The sequence below is a fragment of the Methylosinus sp. LW3 genome (assembly GCF_000527115.1).
Taxonomy (GTDB): Bacteria; Pseudomonadota; Alphaproteobacteria; order Rhizobiales; family Beijerinckiaceae; genus Methylosinus.
The window spans coordinates 1,840,745-1,863,093 of record NZ_AZUO01000001.1; the positions used below are offsets into that span (position 1 = coordinate 1,840,745).

Sequence of the window (22,349 nt, forward strand, 5' to 3'; positions counted from 1 at the left end):
CCGTTGCCTGAAACGCCGCGAGCCCGGATGAACGGCCGCGGCGTTTTTGCGTCTGTCGCTCTTGGCGGCGCGATTCGGCGAGGCGGTCAAATTGGCCAAATAGGGACGGTGATTCGAGCCGTATGGTAGCTACTTGGTAGCTACCACCTTCACGGGTTTTCAAAATCAGCTTCTAACTCGCTGATTTCCTTGGTGGAGCTGCGGGGAATCGAACCCCGGACCTCTGCAGTGCGATTGCAGCGCTCTCCCATCTGAGCTACAGCCCCGTTCCGAGGCGCTGGATACTTCGGCGCCTATCCGGCTGTCAATCCGCTCCGCGTCGAAATCGTTCCCCATTCCGAAATGGTCTTCGTCCGATGGCCGAGCCGGAGCTTTCCGCGCGGGGCAGGCTCGGGGCCTCGAGGCCGAGCGCGTCACGGCCGCGCCGGAGGCGCTCGGGGATTGCGGCGGCGGAGCAGGAAGGATAGAGAATTCTCACGAATTCGACCGTTGGAAGCGCAACGATGCAATATGCCGTGGCCAATCTTATCTTCACGATCATCGATCTCTATTGGTGGGTCGTCATCGCAATGGCGGTCATGTCCTGGCTCATCGCCTTTGATGTGGTGAACACCAGATCGCGCGTCGTCTACTCGCTGTGGAACGCGCTGAACGCGCTGACCGAGCCGGTGCTGCGGCCGATTCGCAGCGTGCTGCCGAGCTTGGGCGGAATGGACATCTCGCCCATCATCCTGCTGCTCGCGCTGCAATTCCTGCGCAATCTCGTCGCCGGCCAGCTCGGCGGCATCGGCTGACATGGCGGAGGCTGCGGCCTGGAGCGCGGAGGGCGACGGCGTCGCTCTCTGGGTTCGGCTGACGCCCAAGGGCGGCCGCGACGCTGTGGAAGGCGTCGAGCGTCTCGCCGACGGCCGGGCGGTGCTCAAGGCCAGGGTGCGGGCGGCGCCGGAGGATGGGCGCGCCAATGACGCGCTGGTCGAATTGGTCGCCGACACGCTCGGCGCGCCGCGCAGAACCGTGTCGATCGTCTCCGGTCACACGGCGCGGCTGAAAAAGCTCTTCATCGCGGGCGATCCCGCACGGCTCCTCGCAGCGCTGGAGAAAACCGGCGCGACAAAAAATGGTTGAGGCATGAGCAAGTCGAAGGTCGGAAATTTTTTCGAGGATTTCTCGCTGGGTCAGGTGATCCGCCACGCCGCGCCGCGCACGGTGACGGTGGGTGACGTCGCGCTCTACACGGCGCTCTATCTGCCGCGCTTCGCCGTCCAGTCCTCGGCGGCCTTCGCCCAGGCGATCGGCTATAGAGAAGCGCCGATCGACGATATTCTCGTTTTCCATTTCGTGCTCGGCAAGACCGTGCCGGACGTCTCGCTCAACGCCATCGCCAATCTCGGCTATGCCGATTTCAAATTTCTCGCGCCCGTCTATCCGGGCGACACGCTGACGGCAAGCTCCGAGGTCATCGGCCTCAAGGAGAACTCCAATAAGGAGACCGGCGTCGTCTATGTGCGCTCCACCGGCAAGAATCAGCGCGGCGAGACGGTGCTCGACTACGCCCGCTGGGTGATGGTGAAGAAGCGCGACAAGGACGCCCCCGTGGGGCCGGAAGTCGTGCCGACGCTGCCGAAATCCGTCGCCCCCGCCGATCTCGGCAAAGCCGTGCCGGCGATAAACGTCGCCGCCTATGACAAGGATTTGGCCGGCTCGCCCTATTTCTGGGGCGATTATGAAGTGGGCGAGAAGATCGACCATATCGACGGAATGACCGTGGAGGAGGCCGAGCATCAGATCGCGACGCGCCTCTACCAGAACAATTCCAAGGTCCATTTCAACCAATATTACGAGGCGCAGGGGCGTTTCGGAAAGCGCATCATCTATGGCGGGCATGTGATCTCGCTCGCCCGCGCGCTCTCTTTCAACGGTCTCGAGAACGCCTTCCACATCGCCGCGGTGAATGGCGGGCGCCATGTCAATCCGCTGTTCGCCGGCGGCACCGTCTTCGCCTGGTCGGAAGTGCTCGACAAGGCCGAGATTCCCGGCCGCTCGGACATTGGCGCGCTGCGCCTGCGGCTCGTCGCCGCCAAGGACCACCCGCCGGCGGATTTCCCGCTGACGACGGCCGAGGGCAAGCCGCATCCAGACGTGCTGCTCGACCTCGACTATTGGGCGGTTCTGCCGCGCTGACCAGAGCCGCGGCGGCCGGGAGAACCGGCCGCCGCTTTGTCTCTCCCCTGGGAGCGCAGTGGAGAGGCGTCGCTCAGTGGAGCGTCTTCAGCCATTCATCCACGTCTTTTTGAACGGCTTCCTTGCTTTTCCCATAGCGTTTCTGCAATTCGCCTTCGAATTGGTCGCGCTTGCCCTGGATTCTGGTCAGATCGTCATCGGTCAAGTCGCCCCATTTCTCTTTGATCTTGCCCGTAGCCTGCTTCCAATTGCCTTGGATCTGGTTCCATTCCATCTTTCTTCTCCTCTGCTCGGGCGCGTCTATTTGCGAGCGCCGCAGGATCGGATGACAATTCTTGCCGATGGAGATGGTTCCATCGCCCTTCGCCGCGCTCGAGCGCGGCGCTATCTGTTCTCACATCGTGGAATGAAAGGTCGTGACATGATTTCCAAAGCCTGGATTGCGCTCGCGCTGGCTCTTTGTCTCGCCGGCTCCTCGAGCCTCGCCGCGCCGCCCGCGGCGCAGAAAAAGGAGAGCGAGGAGGCGGCGGACCCATCGCAAGGTCTTCCGACCGAGGTCACGACCACGCATTCCATGTCGATTCGCGGCGAGAAGCTGGCCTTCCTCTCCCGCGCCGGCGCGGTGCGGCTGCGCGACGCCCAGAGCGGCGCGCCGCGCGTCGATGTGGCTTTCGTCTCCTATGAGCGCTCCGACGTCGATGCGCTGGCCCGGCCCATCGCCTTCGTCTTCAATGGCGGGCCGGGCGCGGCTTCCGCCTGGCTCGGCCTCGGCGGCATCTCGCCCTGGCGCCTGTCGCTGGGCGCGGGGCCGCTGTCGCCCTCCGCGCCGCCCGTCGTCGTGGACAATGCCGAGAGCTGGCTACCCTTCGTCGATCTCGTCTTCATCGATCCGCCGGGCACGGGCTACAGCAAATTCCTCACCGATAATGAGGAGACGCGAAAGCATTTCCTCTCGGCGCAGGGCGACGCCGAGGCGCTCGCGGTCGTGGTGCGCAAATGGTTGGCGACGCATCGGCGCATCGCCTCGCCGAAGTTTCTGGTCGGCGAGAGCTATGGCGGCTTTCGCGCTGTCGAGCTCGCCCATGCGCTGCGCGAGCGCGAGAGCATCGGCGTCGAAGGGCTGGTGCTGATCTCGCCGGCGCTGGATTTCGCCTGGCTGGACAGCCCGCGCAATCTCTTGTCGCTGGCGGGCCGCCTGCCATCCTATGCGGCGGTGGCGCGCGACGCCAAGCAGCGCGCCGAGCTCGCCGATGTCGAGGCTTACGCCTCCGGCGAATTTCTCGTCGATCTGCTCAAAGGCCCGCGCGACAAGGAGGCGCTGGAGCGGCTCGACGCCAATGTCACGCGCTTCACCGGGCTCGAATCGCGGATCGTGACGGAGGAGGGCGGCCGCGTTGCGCTGAAGACCTTTCTGCGCGATCGTCTGCGCGCCTCGCATCTCGTCTCCAGCGCCTATGACGGCGCGGTGACGGGCTTCGATCCGCGGCCCTTCTCGCGCGAGAGCGATTGGTCCGATCCGGTGCTCGACGCGCTCGCCGCGCCGCTCGGCGCCGCCATGACGCGGGTGACGATCGAGAAGCTGCAATGGCCGATCGGCGACGCGCGCTATGAGATTCTCAATCACAAGGTCGCGCGCGATTGGGACTTCGGCCGCGGCGGCCGCGCCAATGCGGAGGCGGTCTCGACGCTGCGCGACGAGCTCGCGCTCGATGCGCGCTTGAAGGTGCTCGTCGCCCATGGGCTCGCCGATCTGGTGACGCCCTATTATGCGAGCAAGCTGCTCATTGATCAGCTGCCCGCCTTCGGCGACCCGACCCGCGTGCGGCTCGTGACGGTCCCCGGCGGACACATGTCCTATATCCGCGACGATTCCCGCCGTCTGCTGCGCGACGAGGCGCGCAAGACGATCGAAGGAAAATAAGCGCTTCCCGAGTTGGACGGGCGGCGCCGTGGCGCGCCGTCCAGAGCCTTTGTTCCACCGTGTTTTCTTCACGCGAACCGGTTCCCACGTCGCTCGAAAACACTCGAAGAGCGCGACAATAGGCTCGCTGCGCGCGAGAGCGGCATGAGACGAGCGAGATAAACCCATCCAATTCCAAAATGGAAATATTCCAATCAGCGCCTTTCGAACAATGTTCGAAAGGCGACAGAGGATTTTGTCTCGAGCATTCCAAGAATAGCGTTCTTGCAAGATTTCCAAGCTACGCATCCTTCGATTGACCCTGCTCCTAGCTAAAAATACTCATAGTGGAAGACCTTACCGGCTTTGCCGGATATGATTCCACGGGGGCAGGACAGAATGAACAACATCAAAGCGCCGTTTTCACTGCGCAGCCTTCGGCGCGGCTCATCCGCATCGGTCGCGCGCATCGACGGCCCGTCCGTGAAAGTATTGGGGGCGGCGGCGCTGCTTGCGGCCGGCGTCGGAGTCGCGGCAGCGCAGGAGGCCACGCAGCCTCTGCCGGCGGTCCGTGTCGATGCTCCGAAGGAGAAGCCCAAGCCGGTCGTCCATGCGGCGCCCGCCGCGCATCACGCCGCCAAGCCGCGCCGCGCCGCGCATGCGCCGTCGCAGCAGCCCGCCGCCCCGCAGCAGGGCGCGCAAGGAGCCCAGAGCGCGCAGGCCGGGGCAGGGGGCGGCGCCGCGCCCGCCGACGCCAATCCTTACGCCGATCCCAAGGCCCCCTATAAAGCCGATCGCCTGTCCTCCAACAAATTCACGCAGCCGCTGCTCAACACGCCGCGCACCGTCACCGTCCTCACCAAGGAAGTGCTCGAGGACAAGAATGCGACCACGCTGAAGGAGATCGCGCGCAGCACGGCCGGCGTCACGCTGGGCTCGGGCGAGGGCGGCAACGCCTTCGGCGATCGCTTCTTCATTCGCGGCTTCGACGCCCGCAACGATATTTTCGTCGATGGCGTGCGTGATCCGGGCGTCAGCCTGCGCGAGAATTTCTATACCGAGCAGGTCGAGATATTGCGCGGTCCGGGCTCCAGCTTCGCCGGCCGCGGCACCGCTGGCGGCGCGCTCAACATCGTCACCAAGACGGCCAAGGAGCAGGACTTCTACGATATGAAGTTCACCGGCGGCCCGTCGGATAATTCCAAGCGCGTGCAGATCGACGTGAACAAGGCGATCAGCCCCATTCTCGCCGTGCGCCTCAACGGCCTGTTCCAGGACGCCAATGTCGCCGGGCGCAATTACGTCACCGACGACCGCAATGGCGTCTCGGGCTCCGTCGTCTTCAAGCCGATCGACAACTTCACGCTCACGGCGAATTACACCCATTCCTATCAGAACGGCCTGCCGGACTTCGGCATTCCCTATAATCGCACCACCAATCGGCCTTACGCGGAAGGCGTCACCTCGCGCAGCACCTGGTATGGGCTGCTCAATCGCGACTACCAAAAATATCGCCAGGATTTCGGCACTTTCACCGGCGAGTATCGCGTCAATGACGATCTGAAGATCACTAGCCGGCTGCGGCAGGAGCGATCCGTCATCGATTACATCGGCACGCTGACGCAGAGCGCCAGCTGGGCTGCTGGAACAGTGAACATTGGCGCGCAGAGCCGCTATCAAGTGACCAATGTCCTCGCGAACCAGACGGACATCAATTACAAATTCGCCACCGGCCCGGTGAAGCACGAGGTGGTGCTCGGCGCGGAATACAGCCGCGAAGGCGTGACGAGAACCAATTACACCAATCTCTCGTCGGAGCTGAACGGAGGCTCGACCGGCTCAGCGCTGGTCTGCAATCTCTATCTGCCGTGCAATTCTCTGCCTTTCCTCAACACGCCGACGCGCAATCAGAATGTGACGCGCGTCGCCGTGGACACCAAGGCGGGCTATCTGATCGAGACGGCCAATTTCGATGACATCGTCATCGCCAACGCCGGCGTGCGCTTCGACGATTACACGATCACCAACCGCAACGAGGCCTATACGACCTTCGCGGCCAATCACACCAGCCTCGTCAATTACAATTTCGGCCTGGTGCTGAAGCCGCTGCCGGAAGTCAGCCTCTACGCCGCTTATGCGACCTCCGCCAATCCTGTCGGCGCGGAGCTCGACGGCGGCGCGGCCAATTACGGCGGTCTCACCACGGCCGTGCAGATCTTCCCGCCGCAGCGCAATTACGCCAAGGAAATCGGCTTGAAGTGGGAGCTGTTCGATCGCCATCTCCTCGCGACCGCGGCGCTGTTCCGCACCGATGTGAATGGCGCGCGCGAGGTGAACGGCTCGGTGACGACGGGCAACGCCGCCTATTACGTCCAGGGCGCGGATCTCGAGGTGGCCGGCAATATCACCGACAAATGGAGCGTGACCGGCGGCATCGTCATCATGGAGTCGAAGGTCACGCAATCGCAGATCGTCACCAATGTCGGCCTGCCGCTCGCCAATATCGCGCATGAATCCTTCAGCTTGCTGAGCAAATACGAGTTCGGCGACTTCTTCGGCCTCGAGGCGGATCGTCTGGAGTTCGGCGGACAGGCGGTCTATCGCTCGAAGATCTACGGCGGCAACAACATCATCGCCAATGGCGCGACGGCGGTGAACGGCACGACGGGGTGGCCGGCGCCGACGGCGGCCAATCCCTTCGTGAATGTGCCGACCGTCCTGCCCTCTTATTGGCGCTTCGACGCCTTCCTCGAGGGCAAGGTGACAGAGAATATCACGCTCAAGGTCTCGGTCATGAACCTCTTCGACCGTACCTATTATGACGCCTTCTATCAGACGGCGACGCCCTTCACCCAGGTGGCGCCGGGCCGCACCGTGCTGTTCGAGGCGCGCGCCAAATTCTGAAGACAAATCGTCGCAGGCGCCGGCTCCCTTGGAAAAGTTTCAAACAAGGAGCCGGCGCCTTTTCATTGCGCCGCAAAAAATGGAATGTGCGGAAATGCTGATCTGCGTGCCGGACGTTCTGAGCAAGGAGACGGTCGCTCAATTCCGCAGCGTCATGGACGCGGCGGAATGGGAGGACGGCGCTTCCACCGCCGGCGCGCAGCCGCCCTCGGTGAAGAGCAATGAGCAGCTGCCGCCCAATGGCGAATTGTCGCGGCGCCTCGGCGAGCGCCTTCTGCAGGCGATCGTCTCGCATCCGGGCTTTGTCGCCGCGGCGATTCCGCTGCGCATCTATCCGCCCATGTTCAATCGCTATCGTGTCGGACATCGCTTCGGCGTGCATGTCGACAACGCCGTGCGCGGCGATCCGCTGACCGGCATGCGCATTCGCGCCGATCTCGCCGTCACCGTCTTTCTCTCGGAGCCAGAGGAATATGACGGCGGCGAGCTGGTCGTCGACGACGCCTATGATTCTCATCAGGTCAAGCTTCCGGCGGGCGCGCTCGCCGTCTATCCGGCGAGCGATCTGCACATGATTTCGCCGGTCACGCGCGGAGCGCGCGTCGCCTCCTTCTTTTGGGTGCAGAGCATGATCCGCCAGGAGAGCGTGCGCGATGTGATCTATGATCTCGACGCGGCGATTCAGCAGCTCGCGCCGCGCCTCGGCGGAGACGACGAGGATGTGATGAAGCTCGGCGGCGTCTATCACAATCTCATACGCCATTGGAGCGAGGTATGAGGGTCGCGTCATGCTGATCTGCATACCCGATGTGCTCGATGCGCGGCAGATCGCCTATTTTCGCGACGTGATGTCGCAGACCGTGTGGGAAGACGGCCGCTCGACCGCCGGCTCGCAATCGAGCCTGGTGAAGAATAATTTGCAGCTGCCGCAAGACGGCGCCGCCGCCCGCGAATTGGGCGATCTTGTGCTCGATGCGCTCGCAGCCTGTCCGACTTTCGTCTCTGCCGCTCTGCCGCTGCGGATTTTCCCGCCGCTGTTCAATCGTTATGGCGCGGGCCATGATTTCGGGCTGCATGTCGACAACGCCATTCGCGGCGTGCCGCGCACTTCGGTGCGCATTCGCACCGATCTCTCCGTCACGCTTTTTCTCGCCGATCCAGACGAATACGACGGCGGCGAATTGGTCATCGAGGATCATTATGGCGCGCAGGAAGTGAAGCTGCCCGCCGGTCATCTGGTGCTCTATCCATCGACCAGCCTGCATCTCGTGCGAGAAGTGACGCGCGGTGAGCGCGTCGCATCCTTCTTCTGGCTTCAAAGCATGATTCGCGACAACGTGGTACGTTCGTTGCTTTTTGATTTGGACCAGACGATTCAAGGTCTCACGGAACGGCTCGGCGCGGGCGATCCGGCCTGCGTCAAGCTGACAGGCGTCTATCACAATCTCATTCGCATATGGGCGGAAGCATGAAACGATCATATCAGACGCTAGCGATCGCGGCCTCGTCTCTCCTCCTCTCGACGTCTCTCTGTCTGGCCGAAGGGCGCGCGGACATCATCAATCGTCCGCATGATCTCTCCGTGTCGAGCATGTTCCTCAACGCCGACATCGTCGTAAAGATCGTCATGCTGGGCCTCGTCAGCGCCTCCATCGGCACATGGACGGTGCTCATCGCCAAGACGATCGAATTGCGGCGCGCGCGCGCGCGCATTCGCAGCTCGATCGAGCGTCTGCAGGAGGCGCGCGGCCTCGCGGAAGCGCGTCTCGCGCTCGGCGGCGACGATCCTCTGGCGAGCGCTCTGATCGCCGAGGCGCTGCGCGAGTTCCGCCTCTCTTCCGATCTTTCCTCCGCCGGCGGATTGAAGGAGCGCGTCGCTTCGAGCTTCGCCGAGATCGAGCGCGCCGAGAGCCTCTCCATTCGTCGCGGCACGGGCCTGCTCGCTTCGGTCGGCTCCACCGGTCCCTTCATCGGCCTGTTCGGCACTGTGTGGGGCATTATGAACAGCTTCATCGGCATATCGAAAGCGCAGACGACCAATCTCGCCGTCGTCGCGCCCGGCATCGCCGAGGCGCTGCTCGCCACCGCCATCGGCCTCATCGCCGCCATTCCCGCCGTGCTGATCTATAATCATCTCGCGCGGCAGACGAGCGCCTATCTCGAGCTCGTCTCCAATCTCTCCGGCGAGCTGCTGCGCATCGTCTCGCGTGATCTCGATCGCGGCGTCCAGCAGGCGCCCGCCGCTCTGCGCGCCGCGGAGTAACGATCATGGCCGGCAATATCGGAGGATCGTCGCGCGGCGCGCTCGAAGAGACTCACGAGATCAATGTCACGCCCTTCATCGACGTGATGCTCGTGCTGCTGATTATCTTCATGGTGGCGGCGCCGCTCGCCACTGTCGATCTTCCCGTCGATCTGCCGGCCGCGAGCGCGGCGACGCATACGAAGCCCGACAAGCCGATCTATCTCACCATTCAGGCCGATCTCGCTTTGGCTCTGGGCGAGACGCCGGTGAAGCGCAATGATCTCATCGCCTCGCTGGATTCGCTCGCCGGCGGCGACAAGGAGAAGCGCGTCTTCCTGCGCGCCGACACGGCGGTGCCCTATGGCGAGATGATGGCCATTCTCGAGCGCTTGCGCTCCGGCGGCTACGCCAAGATTTCTCTCGTCGCGCTCGACGGGGGTGGGGCGGCGACGGGCGGAGCTGCGAAATGAGCATCGCCGCCGATCTCGACACGGGCCGGAACAATCGCATCTGGACCGGCGCGGCGCTGGCCGCGCTGGCCGCGCATCTTCTGGCGCTCGCCGCTATTTTCGTCGTCTTCGAGATCGAGACGGACGACGACGCCAGCGGCGCCCCGGCGATCGAGATCGGCCTCGCGCCGGCAGCGCCTCATGTCGAGGATTCGCCCGACGCTCCCCCCGGCCCGCAGGCCGATGAAGCCGCCGCCGCCGCGCCGGCCGTCGCCGCCTCGCAGACCAAGGAAAACGACGATCCCAAAATCTCGCGCGTCGAGGCCGAGGACGCCGATTACACGACCGCCGAAAAGCATGAGAAGCCGGTCGAGGATCCGACCAAACGTCAGGCGACGCCAGTGATCTCGGCCGAGTCCGCCGCTTCCGAGGCGGCCGCGCCGCCCAAGACCGATGCGCTCGCCGAGGCGCCGCGCGCCGTCGCTCCCGTCCAAGGCGCCGACAAGGTCGCGCGTGCGGCCAAGCTCACCTGGCTGAAGGCGCTGATGGCGCATATCAACCGCGCCAAGCGCTATCCGAGCGGGGCGGGGCGGCGCGCCGGCGAGGTCGCCGTCGCCTTCACGCTCGATCGGCTCGGCCATGTGGTGAGCGCCAGCGTCAGGCGCTCGGCTGGCGACCGCATCTTCGACGACGCCGCTCTCGCCATGATGAAGCGCGCCGATCCCGTGCCGCCACCGCCTCCCGCAGTGGCGGACGAGGGCCTCACCTTTGAGGTGCCGGTTCAGTTTCGCGCGGCGGATAAGCACTGAAGACCATCCGCCGCTTCGGCGGACATGCTAGACTTCGGCAGAGACTCCAACCGAAGGGACGGCATGACCGAGAGACGCTTCTCCCTGCATGATCTCCTGTCCCTGCATGATCTCCTGCGCGTGAAGCCGCTGGAGACGCTCGCGGCGGAGTCCGGCACGCCGAGCGAGCTGCGCCGCGTGCTGGGCCTTTGGCAGCTCACCAGCATCGGCCTCGGCGGCCTGATCGGCGTCGGCATATTCGTCCTGACCGGCGTGGTCGCGGCGACCCAGGCCGGGCCTGCGGTCTCGCTCTCCTTTCTCATCGCCGGCGTCGCCAGCGCGGCGGCGGCGCTCTGCTACGCCGAATTCGCCGGAATGATTCCGGCGGCGGGCAGCGCCTATACTTATGCCTATGCCGTGCTCGGCGAGCTCGCGGCCTGGATCATCGGCTGGGACCTGCTGCTCGAATATGCGCTCGTCGTCGCCGTGGTCTCCATCGGCTGGTCGGGCTATCTGCAGGCGCTGCTCGGGCAGCTCGGCCTCGCTCTGCCGGTCTGGGCCTCGGGCGCGGCCGGAACCGGCGAGGGCAGGGTCGTCGATCTTGCGGCCATATTGGGCGCGCTCTTCGTCGCCGGCGTGCTGGTGCTGCGCATCGAATGGGGCGCGCGCTTCAACGCCGTCATGGTGGTGGTCAAGACCGCGGCGGTTCTGCTCGTGGTGGCGGCGGGCCTTCCCTATGTGCGCCTCGAGAATTGGACGCCCTTCATGCCCTATGGCTTTGGCGGCGTCGTCGAGGGCGCGGCGGTCGTGTTCTTCGCCGTCTTTGGCTATGACACGCTGACCACAGCGGCCGAGGAGGCGAAAGACCCTCAGCGCCAATTGCCGCGCGCTGTGCTGCTCTCGCTCGCCGTCGCGCTGACGCTCTATGTGGCAGTGTCGCTCGTGCTCACCGGCATGGTGCGCTACGACACGCTGAACAATCCGGCGCCGGTGGCAGCGGCCTTCACCGCCGTCGGCTTGCCATGGGCGACCTTCGTCGTCTCCGTCGCCGCGGTCGCCGGCATCATCAGCGTCATGCTGGCGTTTCTGCTCGGCTGCGCGCGCATCTGCTTCGCCATGAGCCGCGACGGTCTGCTGCCCGCCTGGTTCTCCCATGCGCATCCGCGCTTCCATACGCCGCATCGCCCGACGCTCGTCATCGGCGGGCTGACGGCCATCGTCGCCGGGCTCTATCCGATCCGCGAGGTCGCCGAGCTCGTCAATATCGGAACCCTGTCCGCCTTCGTCGTCATCTGCCTTTCCATCATCGTCATGCGACGCACGCGGCCGGATGCGCCGCGCAGCTTTCGCACGCCGCTCGTGCCTTATGTTCCGCTCGCCGGCGTCGGCTTCTCCCTATGGCTGCTCTCCAAGCTGCCCGCCGCGGCCTGGGAGCGCTTCGCCATATGGATGGCTCTGGGGCTGATTTTCTATTTTTCTTATGGCCATAAGCGCAGCAAGCTCGCGCGCGCGACGCGCGCCGGCGCACAATCGGCCGAAGTGTAGCTTGAAAATTCGGGACGCGCGCTTCAGATAAATGAAAACAGGTCCGTGCGACCGGCTGTCGTCTCCGGCGTCGCTCGGAGGGATCGGGCTGAATGAGCGAAGTCGCTGGCGTATCCTCGGTTGTCGGGGGCAAGAACAAAATTGCCGAGCTCGAGGCTGAGCTCGCGAGCGTTCATGTCGAGCTGCGCGCCGAGAAGGAGCGTTATCGCGAGCTTCGTCATCGCGTCCGCAATGATCTGCAGGCTTTGGCGACATTGATCTCGGCGCAGTCGCGGCGGCTCGAGAAGCCCGAGGGCTGCAGCAATTGCGCCATGCGCCTGCGCAGCGCCGTCGAGCTGCATAATGCGCTGGACGAGGACGATGACGCCGAGATCTGCATGTCCTCCTATCTTTGGGCGCTTTCCGAGGCCCGCCGCAAAGCATTCGACGATCGCATCGTCGGAGAGACGCTCGCAGACGACGATATTTTTCTCGATTATCGCCGCGCGCAATGCGTCGGCCTCGTCTATGTCGAGGCCGTCACCAATGTGATGAAGCACGCCTTTCCCGGCGGCGCGCATGGCGAGGTGCATGCGCGCCTGCGCCGCATCGGCGACAGGCTCGAGCTGACAGTCTCCGACAATGGCTGCGGCTTCGATCTGGCGAATGTCGTGCGTGGCGATGGGCTACAGCTGATGCGGGGCCTAGCGCGCCAGCTCAAAGGCGAGGCTTTCTTCGAGCGCTTGCCACCACATGGCACGCTGGTGCGGCTCGAATTCCCCGAGCATGTTGGCTAGAGTGATTCCTTGTTCGGTCGTGTTTTCTTCACGCGAACCGGTTCCCACTTCGCTCGAAAACTCTAGCCGTAGCGGATCGCTTCCCCATTCAGCGCTCTCGCGACGCCCTTGGGGCGTTTCCCATCGGCCGATCGCGCGACGAGGCGAATGCGCCGCGTCGCGCCCGGAGCGAGATGCAGCCAATTTTCGCGAGGCAGAAAGAATTCATCCTCGATCGCCACCGATTGCGCGGCGATAGTCGTCGATAGAGCGAGAGTGAATCCGCTATCGTCTTCCTCTATCTCCGCCGTCAATCCGAGCTGCGATTTCGCGGCGCTGCGACCGAGCGGAAAATGGAAGGCCTCGCGCTCGACGCCATTCGCGCCGATGAAGCGCGCGACGGTCAAATCATGCGACGGCGGCCCGAAATTATAGGCGAGCGCCGTATCGAAAAACCCGCCCCAGAATTCCGCATCGCGCAATGTTGCGACGTCATGCGGCTCGACGGCGACGTTGCGGCTCGCCTTCATCACCGGCACATGGCCGTCGCGATAGCAGGCCAGCGAAATCTCGCCCTCGATGCGTTGCGGTCCGTCATTGCGCAAATGCGCGAAAAGCCCGTTGACGCCTTCGTCGGTGAGCATGAGCGACAGCGGACGAAAGGCGCGCGCCAAAGCGTGATAGGCGGATTTCGGCTCGCCGTGCGCATCGAGAACGCCCCAGCCGGCGCCGGGCCAAAGATCCTCGAGGAACCAGACGATGGCGCCATGAGTCGTGGAGCCGCCGCGTCGCCATTCGCCGATCGTCGCTTCCATCGTCTCGGCCACTGCGGCGCGCGCTATGTCGAGATAGAGCTGCGGATCGCTCTCGCGCAGCGTCGCCGGATCACAGCGATAGAGCAGGCGCATGTAATGTTCGGTGACGTCGCCGAAAGTCTGCGTCGCGCCCATGTCGCGCGCGATGCGTTCGGCGAAGAGCTTCGAGCCGAGCGGGTCGTCGCCGAAGTCGCGGCGCAGCGCGGCGTCATCCGCAATATTGGCGAAGCCGAGACATTCGGAAGCGAAGCGCACATTGGCGCGGCGCGCATCGTCCAGGCCGCGGCGATAGGCGCCGACGCCATAGTAATGCGAGACGCCGACATCGGCATGGAAGGGCAGGGGGCCGCCGGAGGGCGAGTTCTCGACATAAATGGTGTCGGGACGCTCCGCTTCGATGAGCTTCGGCAGAGTCTCGTCGAAGAAAGGCGAGCGCCATTTGGCCTCGGCGAGGCCCAGCATCGACGCTTGCTGATAGACCTCGCTGCCGCCGCAGAGCACGGCGAGCGAAGGCGAAGATCGCGTGCGCGCCAGAAATTCCGCCGCCTCGCGCTCGACGCTGGCGCGGAAGGCCGCATCCTGAAACGGATAATCGAAATTGGCGAAGGCGAAATCCTGCCAAACCAAGAGTCCGAGCTCGTCGCAGAGCGCGTAGAAATCATCGCTCTCATAGAGAGTGACGCCGGGGACGCGAACCATATTCATGCCGGCGTCGCGCATCGCGCGCAGCAGCGGCGCGCAATCCTCTCTGCCGCCGGCGAGCGACACGGCGTCCGCCGTCGTCCAGCAGGCGCCGCGGCAGAACAGCGGAATATCGTTCACCTGTAGCGCGAAGCCGACGCCATCCGCGCCGCGATCGACGCGAATATCACGAAAGCCGGTGCGGCCGAGATCGATGCGATGCGCGCCGATTGTCGCCGAGACATCATAGAGATGCGGCTCGCCATGCGTATGTGGCGTCCACAGCCGCGCGTCGGGCGGCGACAGCTCGGCGATGATGCGATTATCCGCAACGCGCGTGAAGGGCGCTTCCGCTCCGCCGCAAAAGAGCTGCGCGGACGAATCCGTGAGGCCGGAAATTTCGAGGGCGACGTGCAGGCTGGCGCGACCATCGCGGACGGTGGCGCGCATATGCACATTGCGCAGGCGCAGCGCGCCATGCTCGATCAGCTCGATCTCGCGCCAGGGACCGACGGGCGGCGTCGGCGGCGCGAAGCCGGGAAGGCGGCCGAGCGCCGTCGTGCGTATGTGGCGCAGGCCCGCCGGCGTTATCATGCGCGGCCGCCAGCGCGCGCGACCGCTCTTCGTCGCGATCTCGCGCTCGACGGAGCGGAAGCGAATATGAAGATCATGCGCGCCGGGCGTCGCGACCTCTATTGCATGCGCGTCGAACATATTGTCCGAGCGCAGCGCGAGCCGTCCGTCGAGATAGACGTCCGCGAGCGTGGCGAGGCCGTGCAGGCGCAATTCGGCCGGCGTCGAATTGACGAAGGAGGTCTTGTACCAGACGTCGATGGCGTCGAGCGGCGGCAGCTCGTCGAAGCGCGCGCCTTCATCGATCAGCGCCTGCGCCAGCGTGCCGGGAACGCGCGCGGCGCGCCAAGACGCGGCGCCGGGAATGGTGGAGGGCTCCGTCCATTCGCCGGCCTCGTCGATCGCGAAAGTCCAAGCGGCGGCGAGGCGCTGGCGCTTTTCTCCTTCGACGCGCGCACGCATCATCGGCCTCAGCGCAGCTTCGCCGAGAGACCTCCGAACAAGCCGTCATAGACGCCGGCGAGCTCGTCGAGCGTCTCGCGCGGATCATAGACGCGCTTGCGCGCAGAGGCGCGCGCCGCCTGGAACTGCATCGCCTTGGCGCCGGCCGAAATGCGTCGGCAGGCGTTCGCCTCGGCGGCGAGATCGCCATCCGGCCGCAGCCAATCGAGATGGCTGCCGAGCAGCTCGAAATTGGCGCCGAGCTGGCGAAACGTGTTGAAGGCGAGGCTGTGGAAGAAGCACGGCGGGCGCGCTTCCAGCACATTCCACAGCGCGGGGAAGCGCGCGGCGAAGGCGCGGATCGGATTGTCGCTGGGGCGGCGCGCGAAATGCTCGCTCGCCAGCTCTTCCGCCGCTCCGCGCAAATCCGCATGTGTGCGCTCGCGGTCGAAGCGCACGAATTCGGCGTAAGGAAACAGAGCGGCGAGATCGCGCGCCTCGCCGGCGCGGCCGAAGATCGCGTCGAAGTCCTCGCCGTCGAGCGCGAAATAGCCGTCATTGTGGAAATAGTCGATCCGCCGCGCGGAAAGATCGATTTCCGTGACGCCGATCGTCGTCTTGGAGTGATCGATGCGATAGGTGACGCCGCGCGTGTCCGGCAGATGATAGCCGTCCACCTCCACCATCACCACGCGGCCGCGCGTGGTCTGGCGCGCGATGTGATCGTCCAGTCGATCATAGAGCGCCAGCTCCTCGACGCGCAGGCCGTAGAGACGCTCGAGATCGGCGAGGCGGGGCTTGAAGAAGGTGAACTGATCTTCTTCGTAATCCTGCGCCAGCGTGAAGCCGAGCATGGCCTCCGGCTCGAAGCCGCGCATGGCGACGAGCTCGATCATGAGATCGACATAGCAATTGGTCTGCGGCCAATCACGCTCTGCATGATGCAGCGCGTGACGGAAATGCGGCTTCGCCGGCTTCGGCGGCGAAAGCTCTGCGTCAGAGAGAGAGAGCAGCGCGGACTGAGGTCGGCCAGCCATTGGTGTCGATCCCGTGATGTTTGAACAAGGCGAGGGCGAGGCGCTCCATGCCGAAGCCGACGCATGCGGTATGCGCCGTCTCGCCCGAAGCGGTCTTGATGCCCCAGAGCTCGCCGAAGTGGTCCTGATGATAGTTGAAGCTCTGGCACGCGGTCGGATTTTCCGTGCTCTCGATCGGCACCAAAAGCTCGAATTTCAGCGCCTGCTCGCGCTGGCTCGAGGCCATCATGCGTCCGGCGCGGCCAAAGAATGGATCATTCGCCACATCGATATGATGCGGCAGCTCGAGCGTCTCGGCGAAGCCGCGGGCGCGCTCCAGCCAGGATTCGCGGAAGCTCGCGGCCTGCTCCGGCAGGCCGATGCGAACGAACTCGCGCATGCGGAACATTTGCATGCGCGCCGGATCCTTCGACGGCTCGTGACGGAAGCAATAGGATTGAATGTCGAAAAGGCCGCCCTCGGGCGCGAGCTGGCCGCGGCGCGCGACGATCGGATAGAGCGGATAGCAGGCGGCGGGCGTGAGCACGATGTCGGTCGCGCCCTGACCGCCGGTCCAGTCGCCGCCGTTGTGAATATTGTCGAGAAGGGCGAGATGGTCCTTCTCGCTTCCGGCGAAGCTGTGCACCGTGCCGGCGAGCTGCGGGAAATTCTTCATATAGCCGCTCTTCTCGAAGAGCGCGCGATTCATGCCGGGCGGAAAGCGGATGACCTCGGCGTGATCGCCTTCGGCGAGGCGCGTGATCAGCCGATCCATTCCCTCTATGACCGCCTCGAAGGCCTGCCCACGGCCATAGAGTCCGTCGACGCCGGTCTCATGCAGAACGCCCTTGGCGAAGAGGCGATCGAGGAAGCTGTCGCAGGCCTGGCACATGGGTCAGTCTCCCAGCCGCTGGTCGATGCGCTGCGCGAGCAGCATGGTGGACAGATTGGTGAAGATGCGATCATTGGAGATCATCACCTGCGCCGAGAGCGCGTCGCGCATATGGCGGCCGACGCTGAAGGGCGTGTCGTTCTTGTAGCCGGCGATGCCGGCGATCAGCAGCGCATGATTGATGATCTCGATCGAGAGCTGCGACGAGCCGATCTTGATGTTGTTCATCGCGACGGCGAAGCTCATCGAATTGAGATCATCCTCGTTCTTCTGCGCCTTGGCGAAGCGCTTCAGCCCTTGGACGATATTGGAGCGCATGAGTTGTAGCTTGGCCGTCGCCTCGGCGAGGCGCAGCGCGCCGGGAGCCGGGCCATTGGGATGACGACGTGCGTCCTTGCGCACGAAGGATTGCGCGCGCGAGAGCGCGTCAGAGGCGACGCCGTACCAAACCGCGCTCCACAGGAGATGCGCGGTCGCGAGCATGGACTCGGAGGCGATCTCGGCGAAGTCATGGGTGAATATTTGCTCGACGGGGGCCTCGCCGCTGAAGGTGAAGCCTTCGCTGCAAGTGCCGCGCATGCCGAGCGCATCCCAGCCGCCGGTACGATCGAGCCGATATTGGCTTTTCTCGAGCACGGCCATCAGCTGATCGGAGGGCGGAGCGTCTGCCGAGCGGCGCGCGGTGACGAGGATCGCGTCCGAATAGGCGCCGTAGGAAATCAGCGCGCCTTCCTTGGCGATGCGGAATGTCGCGCCGTCACGCTCGAAGGCGCAAATGCTGTTGCGCATATTGCCGCCGACGCCGCCTTCCGTCGTCGCAGAGCCGAGCAGCAGCTGCTCGTCGGCGACGCGGCGCATGAAGCTCTCGTGCCAGGCGCTGCCGCGGCCATGCGCGATGAGGCTCGACACTTTGATCTGATGCATGGCGAAGACCATCGCGGTCGAGGCGCAATGCTGGCCGAGCGACGTGCAGAGCTCCGCGACATCCGCGAGCGAGGCTCCGCCGCCGCCGAATTCGATCGGGATCTGCAGCGAGAGCAGGCGTGCGTCCTTGAGGGCCTGAAACGCTTCGATCGGGAAGCGGCCTTTGCGATCGACATCGTCGGCGTGGCGGGCGGCCGTCGCAACGACATTCGCTCCGCGATCGAGTGGCGCATTCATCAGGCGGCTTCCTTGAGCTCGTGCAGGCAGCCGGCGATCGAGGCGATCGAGGAGAAGCTGCGACGGTTGAGCATGCGGTCGGGGAATTCGACGTCGAAGGTCTCTTCGAGCGCCAGCATCAGCTGGACCGCGGCGAAAGATGTGAGGCCCGTGGCGTAGAGATCGGCGTTGTCGCCGATCGCTTCGGCGGCCACGGCCAAGCGACCTTGTTCGTCGACGAGTCGTCTAATCGTATCGAGCATCATTATCTCCATCGACCAAGCTCGAGGTTCATCGTCACCATACGCGCTCGCGCAGCATTTTCAGCTAAATTGCCGCTCGTTGGTGAACAGTTTGCGGATTTGATCATTGCCAAATTCGTTCCATAAAATTTGACCCGTTCAGGCAAGAAATACGCGGCCATTTGCGTGAAAATGATACGCGGCTATGATGCTCTGGACATGGCTGAGACACTCGAGGCGTCTCGAATTCTGTCATGACCGTGAAACGTGGCGAATCGTCTCCGCGGACCCTATTTTCGACATGAAGAGGATGAATGAGAGAGAGGAGTTTAAGAAACGTTAACCATGAAATGGAACATTCGCCTTCAACGCGAATGCGGGACTGTGCTCGCTTGTTCGACGTCGGAACGGAACTCGCGTGATGTTGGATTATGAATCCGGGTCGAAAAGTCTCGCAGAAAGCCAGCGGCCCATGGCCGCGGAGCCTCCGCGCGCGCGCTCCTCGCTGACGCCGGGACGCTTGATCTCGCTCGCGCTTCGCAACAAGCTTTTCATCCTGTCCGTCGCGCTCGCCTGCGCGGTCGGCGGCTATGCGCTCACCAAGCTGCTGACGCCGCGCTATGTCGCGGCCGCGCAGATCTATCTCGATCCGCGCGGGCTTCCCGGTCTCGAGGGCGACGCCAATCAGGGCCAGGATTCGACCGGCTTCATCAATTTCGTCGAGACGCAGACGCGCATCTTGACCTCGCAGGTCGTGCTCGAGCGCGTCGTGGAGGCGGAGAAGCTCACCGACGATCCCGAGTTCGGCGCATCGACGTCCTTGTTCGGCAAGTTGTTCGGCCGCTTCGGCCGCGCGCCGACGAAGGAGGAGATCGTCGACGGCGCCGTGCGCGCTCTCGGCACGAAAGTCATGGTGCGCCGTCCCGAGCGCACCTTTATCATCGACATCGCCGCCTCGAGCGACAATGCGCAGAAATCGGCGCGCATCGCCAATGCTGTGGCGCAGGCCTATATCGATGTGCGCTCGACGATGCATAAGGACGCCGCGCAGCAGGCGGCGACCTCCTTCACCGGGCGTCTCGACGGGCTGCGCGAGCGTCTGCTCGCCGCGGAAAAATCCGTCGAGGCCTATAAGGCGGAGAACGGCTTCGTCGGCACGCGCGATTCCTACATAGACGAGCAGCGGCTGAAAGAGCTCAATCAGCAGCTCACCTTCGCCCGCACCCGGCTCGAGGACACGCGCTCGCGCTTCGAGCAGGTGCAGCGCGCGGCGCATTCGGACACGGAGCTCGCGGCCATCGCCGCCAATATGAATTTGATGACGTTGAACGCGCTGCGCGGCCAGCAGGCGGAGGCGGCGCAAAAGCTCGCCGATCTCTCCGCCGAGCTCGGGCCGCAGCATCCGGTCGTCAAAAATGCGACGGCGCGGCTCGCCGAGACCAAGCGCCTCGTCAATACCGAGCTGGCGCGCGTCGCCGTTTCGTTGCGCAAGGATTATGAGCGCGCGCGCAGCACCGAGGAGGCGCTGAACCGCGAGATGCAGAAGCTCGAGGGCAAGGCCGTCGTCTCGGCGCAAGCTTCGGTCAAGCTTCGCGATCTCGAGCGCGAGGTCGAGGTCAGCCGCACGATCTACGAATCCTTCCTCACGCGCTCGCGTCAGACCGGCGAGGCGCGGCAGCTCGACGCCGCCAGCACGCATATCATCACAATGGCGACGCCGCCGATCGCGCGCAGCTTTCCGCCCGGCGCCGGGCTGATGACGGGCGCGGGCTTCGTCGCCGGCCTCACTCTGGGTCTCGGCCTCGCTTTTCTGCGTGAGCGCGGATTTGGCGGCGCGCCCGAGTCTGGTCCGCGTCGCGATGTCGAGACCGAGCCGGTGCGCGTCGCTGTGACCGATGCGACGAAATTCACCGTGCGCGGGCCGACGGCGGGGCCGGAGAGGCTCGAGCTGACGCGGCTCGGCATTCCTTTCGTGCGGCCTTTCGCCGATCGCCGCGAGCTCGAGGCGGTGGTGTCGCGCTTCGGCGCGCTGGTCGCCGAGAGCGCGCATCGGCCGCTCGTCATCGGGCTGGTCGGCGATGCGCCCGGCTCCATTCGCACGGTGATGGCCGTCAATATCGCTCTGGCGCTGCGGCTGCAGCATCTCGAGGTGGCGCTCGTCGATGCGGACCGCGATCATGCGGCGCTCACCGTTCTCATAGAGGACGGGCTCGAGGCGTTCGGCGACGCCGACGATCCTTTTGTGCGCACCGGCGACAGTGTGCTGCTGGCGCTGCCGGCGATCGATCGACGCTCGCGCGCGGCGGGCGCCGTGGAACGCATCGTCGATGGCTTCCGCGACGGCATTCCGGCGGAGGTCGACATTGTGCTCTGCGATGGCGTCGGCTCGGACGAGAGCATGTTCGAGCGGCTCGACTTTGTGGCGCCGGTGCTCGGCCGCGATCAGGATGAAGAGACAGCGATCGCCGAGCTTCCCGCGGCGCTGCGCGCCAAGATCGCGGTGATTTTGCGAGTCGATCATAGCGATCCCTGGCTGCCGCGCCGCGATGCGCGCCGTCGCGCGGAGACGCGCAAGACCGCCTGAGCGGCCGACCTTTTCTTCACTCGGCGGGAAACGGCGCGGCGCTCATGGGCTCGACGTCGAGCGTGGCGGCGATCGCGGCGGCCGCGTCGCGCCAGCACTGATCGTAGAGCGGCGAGAGCGAGCGTGACGGCAGGCTTTCCGTGCGCGCGAGGCAGTCCGCATAAGCGCGCGCATCGGCGTCATTGGCGAGCAGCTTCAGCGAGCCGTCGGCGATGGCGCGGCGATAGGCGCGATGATGGTCGAATTCGCCCGCCTCGCGCGGCGCATTGACGATCACCGGCTTGCCGGATTGCAGGCAGGCGAGCACGCTGCCGCGGCGCGAGGTGAGCCCTTCGGGAAAGCGATAGAGGAAGCAGTCGACCTCGGCAAAGAGCGCATGCAGATCGCGATGGCCGTCGACATAGCCGGTCACGAGGCAATCCTCGGCGAGGCCGAGCGCCTGCGTCTTGGCGCGGAAATCCTCCTCGATGCGATCGACGCCTTTGACGAAGCCGCCGATGAAGAGGCAGAGGACCGGCCGGCCGGAGTCGCGCAGCCTCGCTGCGACATCGAGCACGAAGTCGGATTGCTTCTTGGGATAGATCGAGCCGAAATGGCCGATGACGATGCGCCCCTCGGCGCGCGCGGCGCCAATGCGTTCGGCGAGCGGGGAGGGGCCATCCGGCGCGGTCGGCGGAATATTGGAGGGGATGGGCGCGATGGCGCTGCGGGCGGCCAGAAAGCGCGTGACGGCGCCTTTGGCGAAGCCCTCGCGCACGAAGGGCGAGGAGAAGACGAAACGCTGCGCGAAGAGGGCGTAGACGGAGACGATGAGACGGCGGCGCCAGTCGAGATCGGCCCATTCATGCAGGACGAGGACACGGCCGCGCCCGCGCAGCAGCGCGAGGATGAGCGCGACGAGCGGCGTAAGCACGACCTTTTTCCAGGCCACGACCGGCAGATTGATCGCAATGGCGTCGACCTCGCCGAGCGCGCGCCAGATCGCCGCCCAATCGCCGAGCTTGCCGGAGACGGCGAGCCGTTGCGCCTCGAGGCCGAGCTCGCCCCAGCGCGCCGCCACATGGCGGGCGAAGGATTCGACGCCGCAAGGCTGTGTGGCCGTCGAGACCAGGAACAGCGTCTTCTTGCGTTCGGTCGCGCGGATCATCGATGGCTCCGTCCTGTTTCAGAATGAGACGGCGGCGGCGCCGCCATCCCA

At 64.8% G+C, this 22,349-nt stretch carries 20 protein-coding genes and 1 tRNA gene; 13 read left to right on the top strand and 8 right to left on the bottom strand.

The features are described from left to right. Window positions 1-190: 190 nt before the first annotated feature. Window positions 191-266 (bottom strand) — tRNA-Ala (locus METLW3_RS0109335). 237 nt (window positions 267-503) lie between these two features. On the opposite strand from METLW3_RS0109335, the gene METLW3_RS0109340 reads away from it, so the two are divergent. Genes METLW3_RS0109340 through METLW3_RS0109350 form a run of 3 tightly spaced genes read left to right on the top strand, consistent with a single transcriptional unit; the run spans window position 504 to window position 2,181 of the window. After that, the gene (locus METLW3_RS0109340; RefSeq protein WP_024879659.1) at window positions 504-794 is read left to right on the top strand and encodes a YggT family protein; all 291 of its coding nucleotides are present in this window, start codon (window positions 504-506) and stop codon (window positions 792-794) included. A gap of 1 nt (window position 795) precedes the next feature. Further along, window positions 796-1,125, top strand: a complete 330-nt coding sequence (locus METLW3_RS0109345) for a DUF167 family protein (RefSeq protein WP_024879660.1) — start codon at window positions 796-798, stop codon at window positions 1,123-1,125. Between the two features lie 3 nt (window positions 1,126-1,128). After that, a complete protein-coding gene (locus METLW3_RS0109350) occupies window positions 1,129-2,181 on the top strand; it encodes a MaoC family dehydratase (protein WP_024879661.1) in 1,053 nt (350 codons plus the stop codon). 73 nt (window positions 2,182-2,254) lie between these two features. Here METLW3_RS0109350 and METLW3_RS0109355 read toward each other — a convergent pair whose 3' ends face one another. Then, window positions 2,255-2,455 (bottom strand): CsbD family protein, encoded by a 201-nt coding sequence (locus METLW3_RS0109355; RefSeq protein WP_024879662.1) that lies wholly within the window; start codon window positions 2,453-2,455, stop codon window positions 2,255-2,257. A 147-nt stretch (window positions 2,456-2,602) separates the two neighbouring features. Between METLW3_RS0109355 and METLW3_RS0109360 the strand changes: the two genes are divergently transcribed. The 9 genes from METLW3_RS0109360 to METLW3_RS0109400 all read left to right on the top strand — a co-directional run bounded on the left by METLW3_RS0109360 (window position 2,603) and on the right by METLW3_RS0109400 (window position 12,788). Next, window positions 2,603-4,102, top strand: coding sequence for a peptidase S10 (locus tag METLW3_RS0109360; protein WP_024879663.1), 1,500 nt, complete (start codon window positions 2,603-2,605; stop codon window positions 4,100-4,102). A gap of 378 nt (window positions 4,103-4,480) precedes the next feature. Continuing rightward, entirely contained in the window at window positions 4,481-6,985 is a 2,505-nt protein-coding gene (locus METLW3_RS0109365; protein WP_024879664.1) for a TonB-dependent receptor, read from the top strand. Between the two features lie 94 nt (window positions 6,986-7,079). Beyond that, the gene (locus tag METLW3_RS0109370; protein WP_024879665.1) at window positions 7,080-7,763 is read left to right on the top strand and encodes a Fe2+-dependent dioxygenase; all 684 of its coding nucleotides are present in this window, start codon (window positions 7,080-7,082) and stop codon (window positions 7,761-7,763) included. 10 nt (window positions 7,764-7,773) lie between these two features. Beyond that, window positions 7,774-8,457, top strand: a complete 684-nt coding sequence (locus METLW3_RS0109375; protein ID WP_024879666.1) for a Fe2+-dependent dioxygenase — start codon at window positions 7,774-7,776, stop codon at window positions 8,455-8,457. Continuing rightward, window positions 8,454-9,248 (top strand): tonB-system energizer ExbB, encoded by a 795-nt coding sequence (gene exbB, locus METLW3_RS25405; RefSeq protein ID WP_064032330.1) that lies wholly within the window; start codon window positions 8,454-8,456, stop codon window positions 9,246-9,248. Before METLW3_RS0109375 ends, exbB begins: the two co-directional genes overlap by 4 nt. A gap of 5 nt (window positions 9,249-9,253) precedes the next feature. Next, window positions 9,254-9,700 (top strand): TonB system transport protein ExbD, encoded by a 447-nt coding sequence (gene exbD / locus METLW3_RS0109385; RefSeq protein WP_024879668.1) that lies wholly within the window; start codon window positions 9,254-9,256, stop codon window positions 9,698-9,700. Next, window positions 9,697-10,488: a TonB family protein gene (locus METLW3_RS0109390; protein WP_024879669.1), complete on the top strand. Its 792-nt coding sequence runs from the start codon at window positions 9,697-9,699 to the stop codon at window positions 10,486-10,488. The genes exbD and METLW3_RS0109390 overlap by 4 nt, the downstream gene beginning before the upstream one ends. A 63-nt stretch (window positions 10,489-10,551) precedes the next feature. Beyond that, window positions 10,552-12,012 carry an amino acid permease gene (locus tag METLW3_RS0109395; RefSeq protein WP_051465398.1) on the top strand — a complete coding sequence of 487 codons (1,461 nt, stop codon included), beginning with the start codon at window positions 10,552-10,554 and terminating at the stop codon, window positions 12,010-12,012. 92 nt (window positions 12,013-12,104) lie between these two features. Then, complete coding sequence (locus METLW3_RS0109400) at window positions 12,105-12,788, top strand: sensor histidine kinase (protein ID WP_024879671.1); 684 nt, start codon at window positions 12,105-12,107, stop codon at window positions 12,786-12,788. Between the two features lie 62 nt (window positions 12,789-12,850). Here the strand turns inward: METLW3_RS0109400 and METLW3_RS0109405 are convergent, their stop codons facing one another. From METLW3_RS0109405 to METLW3_RS0109425, 5 genes are read right to left on the bottom strand one after another with little or no spacing between them, the layout of a single operon-like run. Then, the gene (locus tag METLW3_RS0109405) at window positions 12,851-15,301 is read right to left on the bottom strand and encodes a hypothetical protein (protein ID WP_051465399.1); all 2,451 of its coding nucleotides are present in this window, start codon (window positions 15,299-15,301) and stop codon (window positions 12,851-12,853) included. Between the two features lie 5 nt (window positions 15,302-15,306). Then, window positions 15,307-16,314: a DUF1839 family protein gene (locus tag METLW3_RS0109410; protein WP_036308783.1), complete on the bottom strand. Its 1,008-nt coding sequence runs from the start codon at window positions 16,312-16,314 to the stop codon at window positions 15,307-15,309. Beyond that, the gene (locus tag METLW3_RS0109415; RefSeq protein WP_024879674.1) at window positions 16,274-17,185 is read right to left on the bottom strand and encodes an amino acid--[acyl-carrier-protein] ligase; all 912 of its coding nucleotides are present in this window, start codon (window positions 17,183-17,185) and stop codon (window positions 16,274-16,276) included. Before METLW3_RS0109415 ends, METLW3_RS0109410 begins: the two co-directional genes overlap by 41 nt. Before the next feature lie 3 nt (window positions 17,186-17,188). Next, window positions 17,189-18,346: an acyl-CoA dehydrogenase family protein gene (locus METLW3_RS0109420; RefSeq protein WP_024879675.1), complete on the bottom strand. Its 1,158-nt coding sequence runs from the start codon at window positions 18,344-18,346 to the stop codon at window positions 17,189-17,191. Further along, window positions 18,346-18,588 (bottom strand): acyl carrier protein, encoded by a 243-nt coding sequence (locus METLW3_RS0109425; RefSeq protein ID WP_024879676.1) that lies wholly within the window; start codon window positions 18,586-18,588, stop codon window positions 18,346-18,348. The genes METLW3_RS0109420 and METLW3_RS0109425 overlap by 1 nt, the downstream gene beginning before the upstream one ends. A gap of 451 nt (window positions 18,589-19,039) precedes the next feature. Here METLW3_RS0109425 and METLW3_RS0109430 point away from each other — a divergent pair, with 451 nt between their 5' ends. Further along, window positions 19,040-21,151 (top strand): GumC family protein, encoded by a 2,112-nt coding sequence (locus tag METLW3_RS0109430; protein ID WP_064032331.1) that lies wholly within the window; start codon window positions 19,040-19,042, stop codon window positions 21,149-21,151. A gap of 16 nt (window positions 21,152-21,167) precedes the next feature. Here METLW3_RS0109430 and METLW3_RS0109435 read toward each other — a convergent pair whose 3' ends face one another. Continuing rightward, entirely contained in the window at window positions 21,168-22,298 is a 1,131-nt protein-coding gene (locus tag METLW3_RS0109435; RefSeq protein ID WP_024879678.1) for a glycosyltransferase, read from the bottom strand. Between the last annotated feature and the right edge of the window lie 51 nt (window positions 22,299-22,349).

Coding starts and splice junctions, on each gene's coding strand:
- exbD (WP_024879668.1), top strand. CDS start 9,254: ATGGCCGGCAATATCGGAGGATCGTCGCGCGGCGCGCTCGAAGAGACT.
- exbB (WP_064032330.1), top strand. CDS start 8,454: ATGAAACGATCATATCAGACGCTAGCGATCGCGGCCTCGTCTCTCCTC.
- METLW3_RS0109415 (WP_024879674.1), bottom strand. CDS start 17,185: ATGTGCCAGGCCTGCGACAGCTTCCTCGATCGCCTCTTCGCCAAGGGC.
- METLW3_RS0109355 (WP_024879662.1), bottom strand. CDS start 2,455: ATGGAATGGAACCAGATCCAAGGCAATTGGAAGCAGGCTACGGGCAAG.
- METLW3_RS0109345 (WP_024879660.1), top strand. CDS start 796: ATGGCGGAGGCTGCGGCCTGGAGCGCGGAGGGCGACGGCGTCGCTCTC.
- METLW3_RS0109365 (WP_024879664.1), top strand. CDS start 4,481: ATGAACAACATCAAAGCGCCGTTTTCACTGCGCAGCCTTCGGCGCGGC.
- METLW3_RS0109410 (WP_036308783.1), bottom strand. CDS start 16,314: ATGGCTGGCCGACCTCAGTCCGCGCTGCTCTCTCTCTCTGACGCAGAG.
- METLW3_RS0109340 (WP_024879659.1), top strand. CDS start 504: ATGCAATATGCCGTGGCCAATCTTATCTTCACGATCATCGATCTCTAT.
- METLW3_RS0109395 (WP_051465398.1), top strand. CDS start 10,552: ATGACCGAGAGACGCTTCTCCCTGCATGATCTCCTGTCCCTGCATGAT.
- METLW3_RS0109435 (WP_024879678.1), bottom strand. CDS start 22,298: ATGATCCGCGCGACCGAACGCAAGAAGACGCTGTTCCTGGTCTCGACG.
- METLW3_RS0109375 (WP_024879666.1), top strand. CDS start 7,774: ATGCTGATCTGCATACCCGATGTGCTCGATGCGCGGCAGATCGCCTAT.
- METLW3_RS0109360 (WP_024879663.1), top strand. CDS start 2,603: ATGATTTCCAAAGCCTGGATTGCGCTCGCGCTGGCTCTTTGTCTCGCC.
- METLW3_RS0109390 (WP_024879669.1), top strand. CDS start 9,697: ATGAGCATCGCCGCCGATCTCGACACGGGCCGGAACAATCGCATCTGG.
- METLW3_RS0109350 (WP_024879661.1), top strand. CDS start 1,129: ATGAGCAAGTCGAAGGTCGGAAATTTTTTCGAGGATTTCTCGCTGGGT.
- METLW3_RS0109430 (WP_064032331.1), top strand. CDS start 19,040: ATGGCCGCGGAGCCTCCGCGCGCGCGCTCCTCGCTGACGCCGGGACGC.
- METLW3_RS0109370 (WP_024879665.1), top strand. CDS start 7,080: ATGCTGATCTGCGTGCCGGACGTTCTGAGCAAGGAGACGGTCGCTCAA.
- METLW3_RS0109400 (WP_024879671.1), top strand. CDS start 12,105: ATGAGCGAAGTCGCTGGCGTATCCTCGGTTGTCGGGGGCAAGAACAAA.
- METLW3_RS0109425 (WP_024879676.1), bottom strand. CDS start 18,588: ATGCTCGATACGATTAGACGACTCGTCGACGAACAAGGTCGCTTGGCC.
- METLW3_RS0109420 (WP_024879675.1), bottom strand. CDS start 18,346: ATGAATGCGCCACTCGATCGCGGAGCGAATGTCGTTGCGACGGCCGCC.
- METLW3_RS0109405 (WP_051465399.1), bottom strand. CDS start 15,301: ATGATGCGTGCGCGCGTCGAAGGAGAAAAGCGCCAGCGCCTCGCCGCC.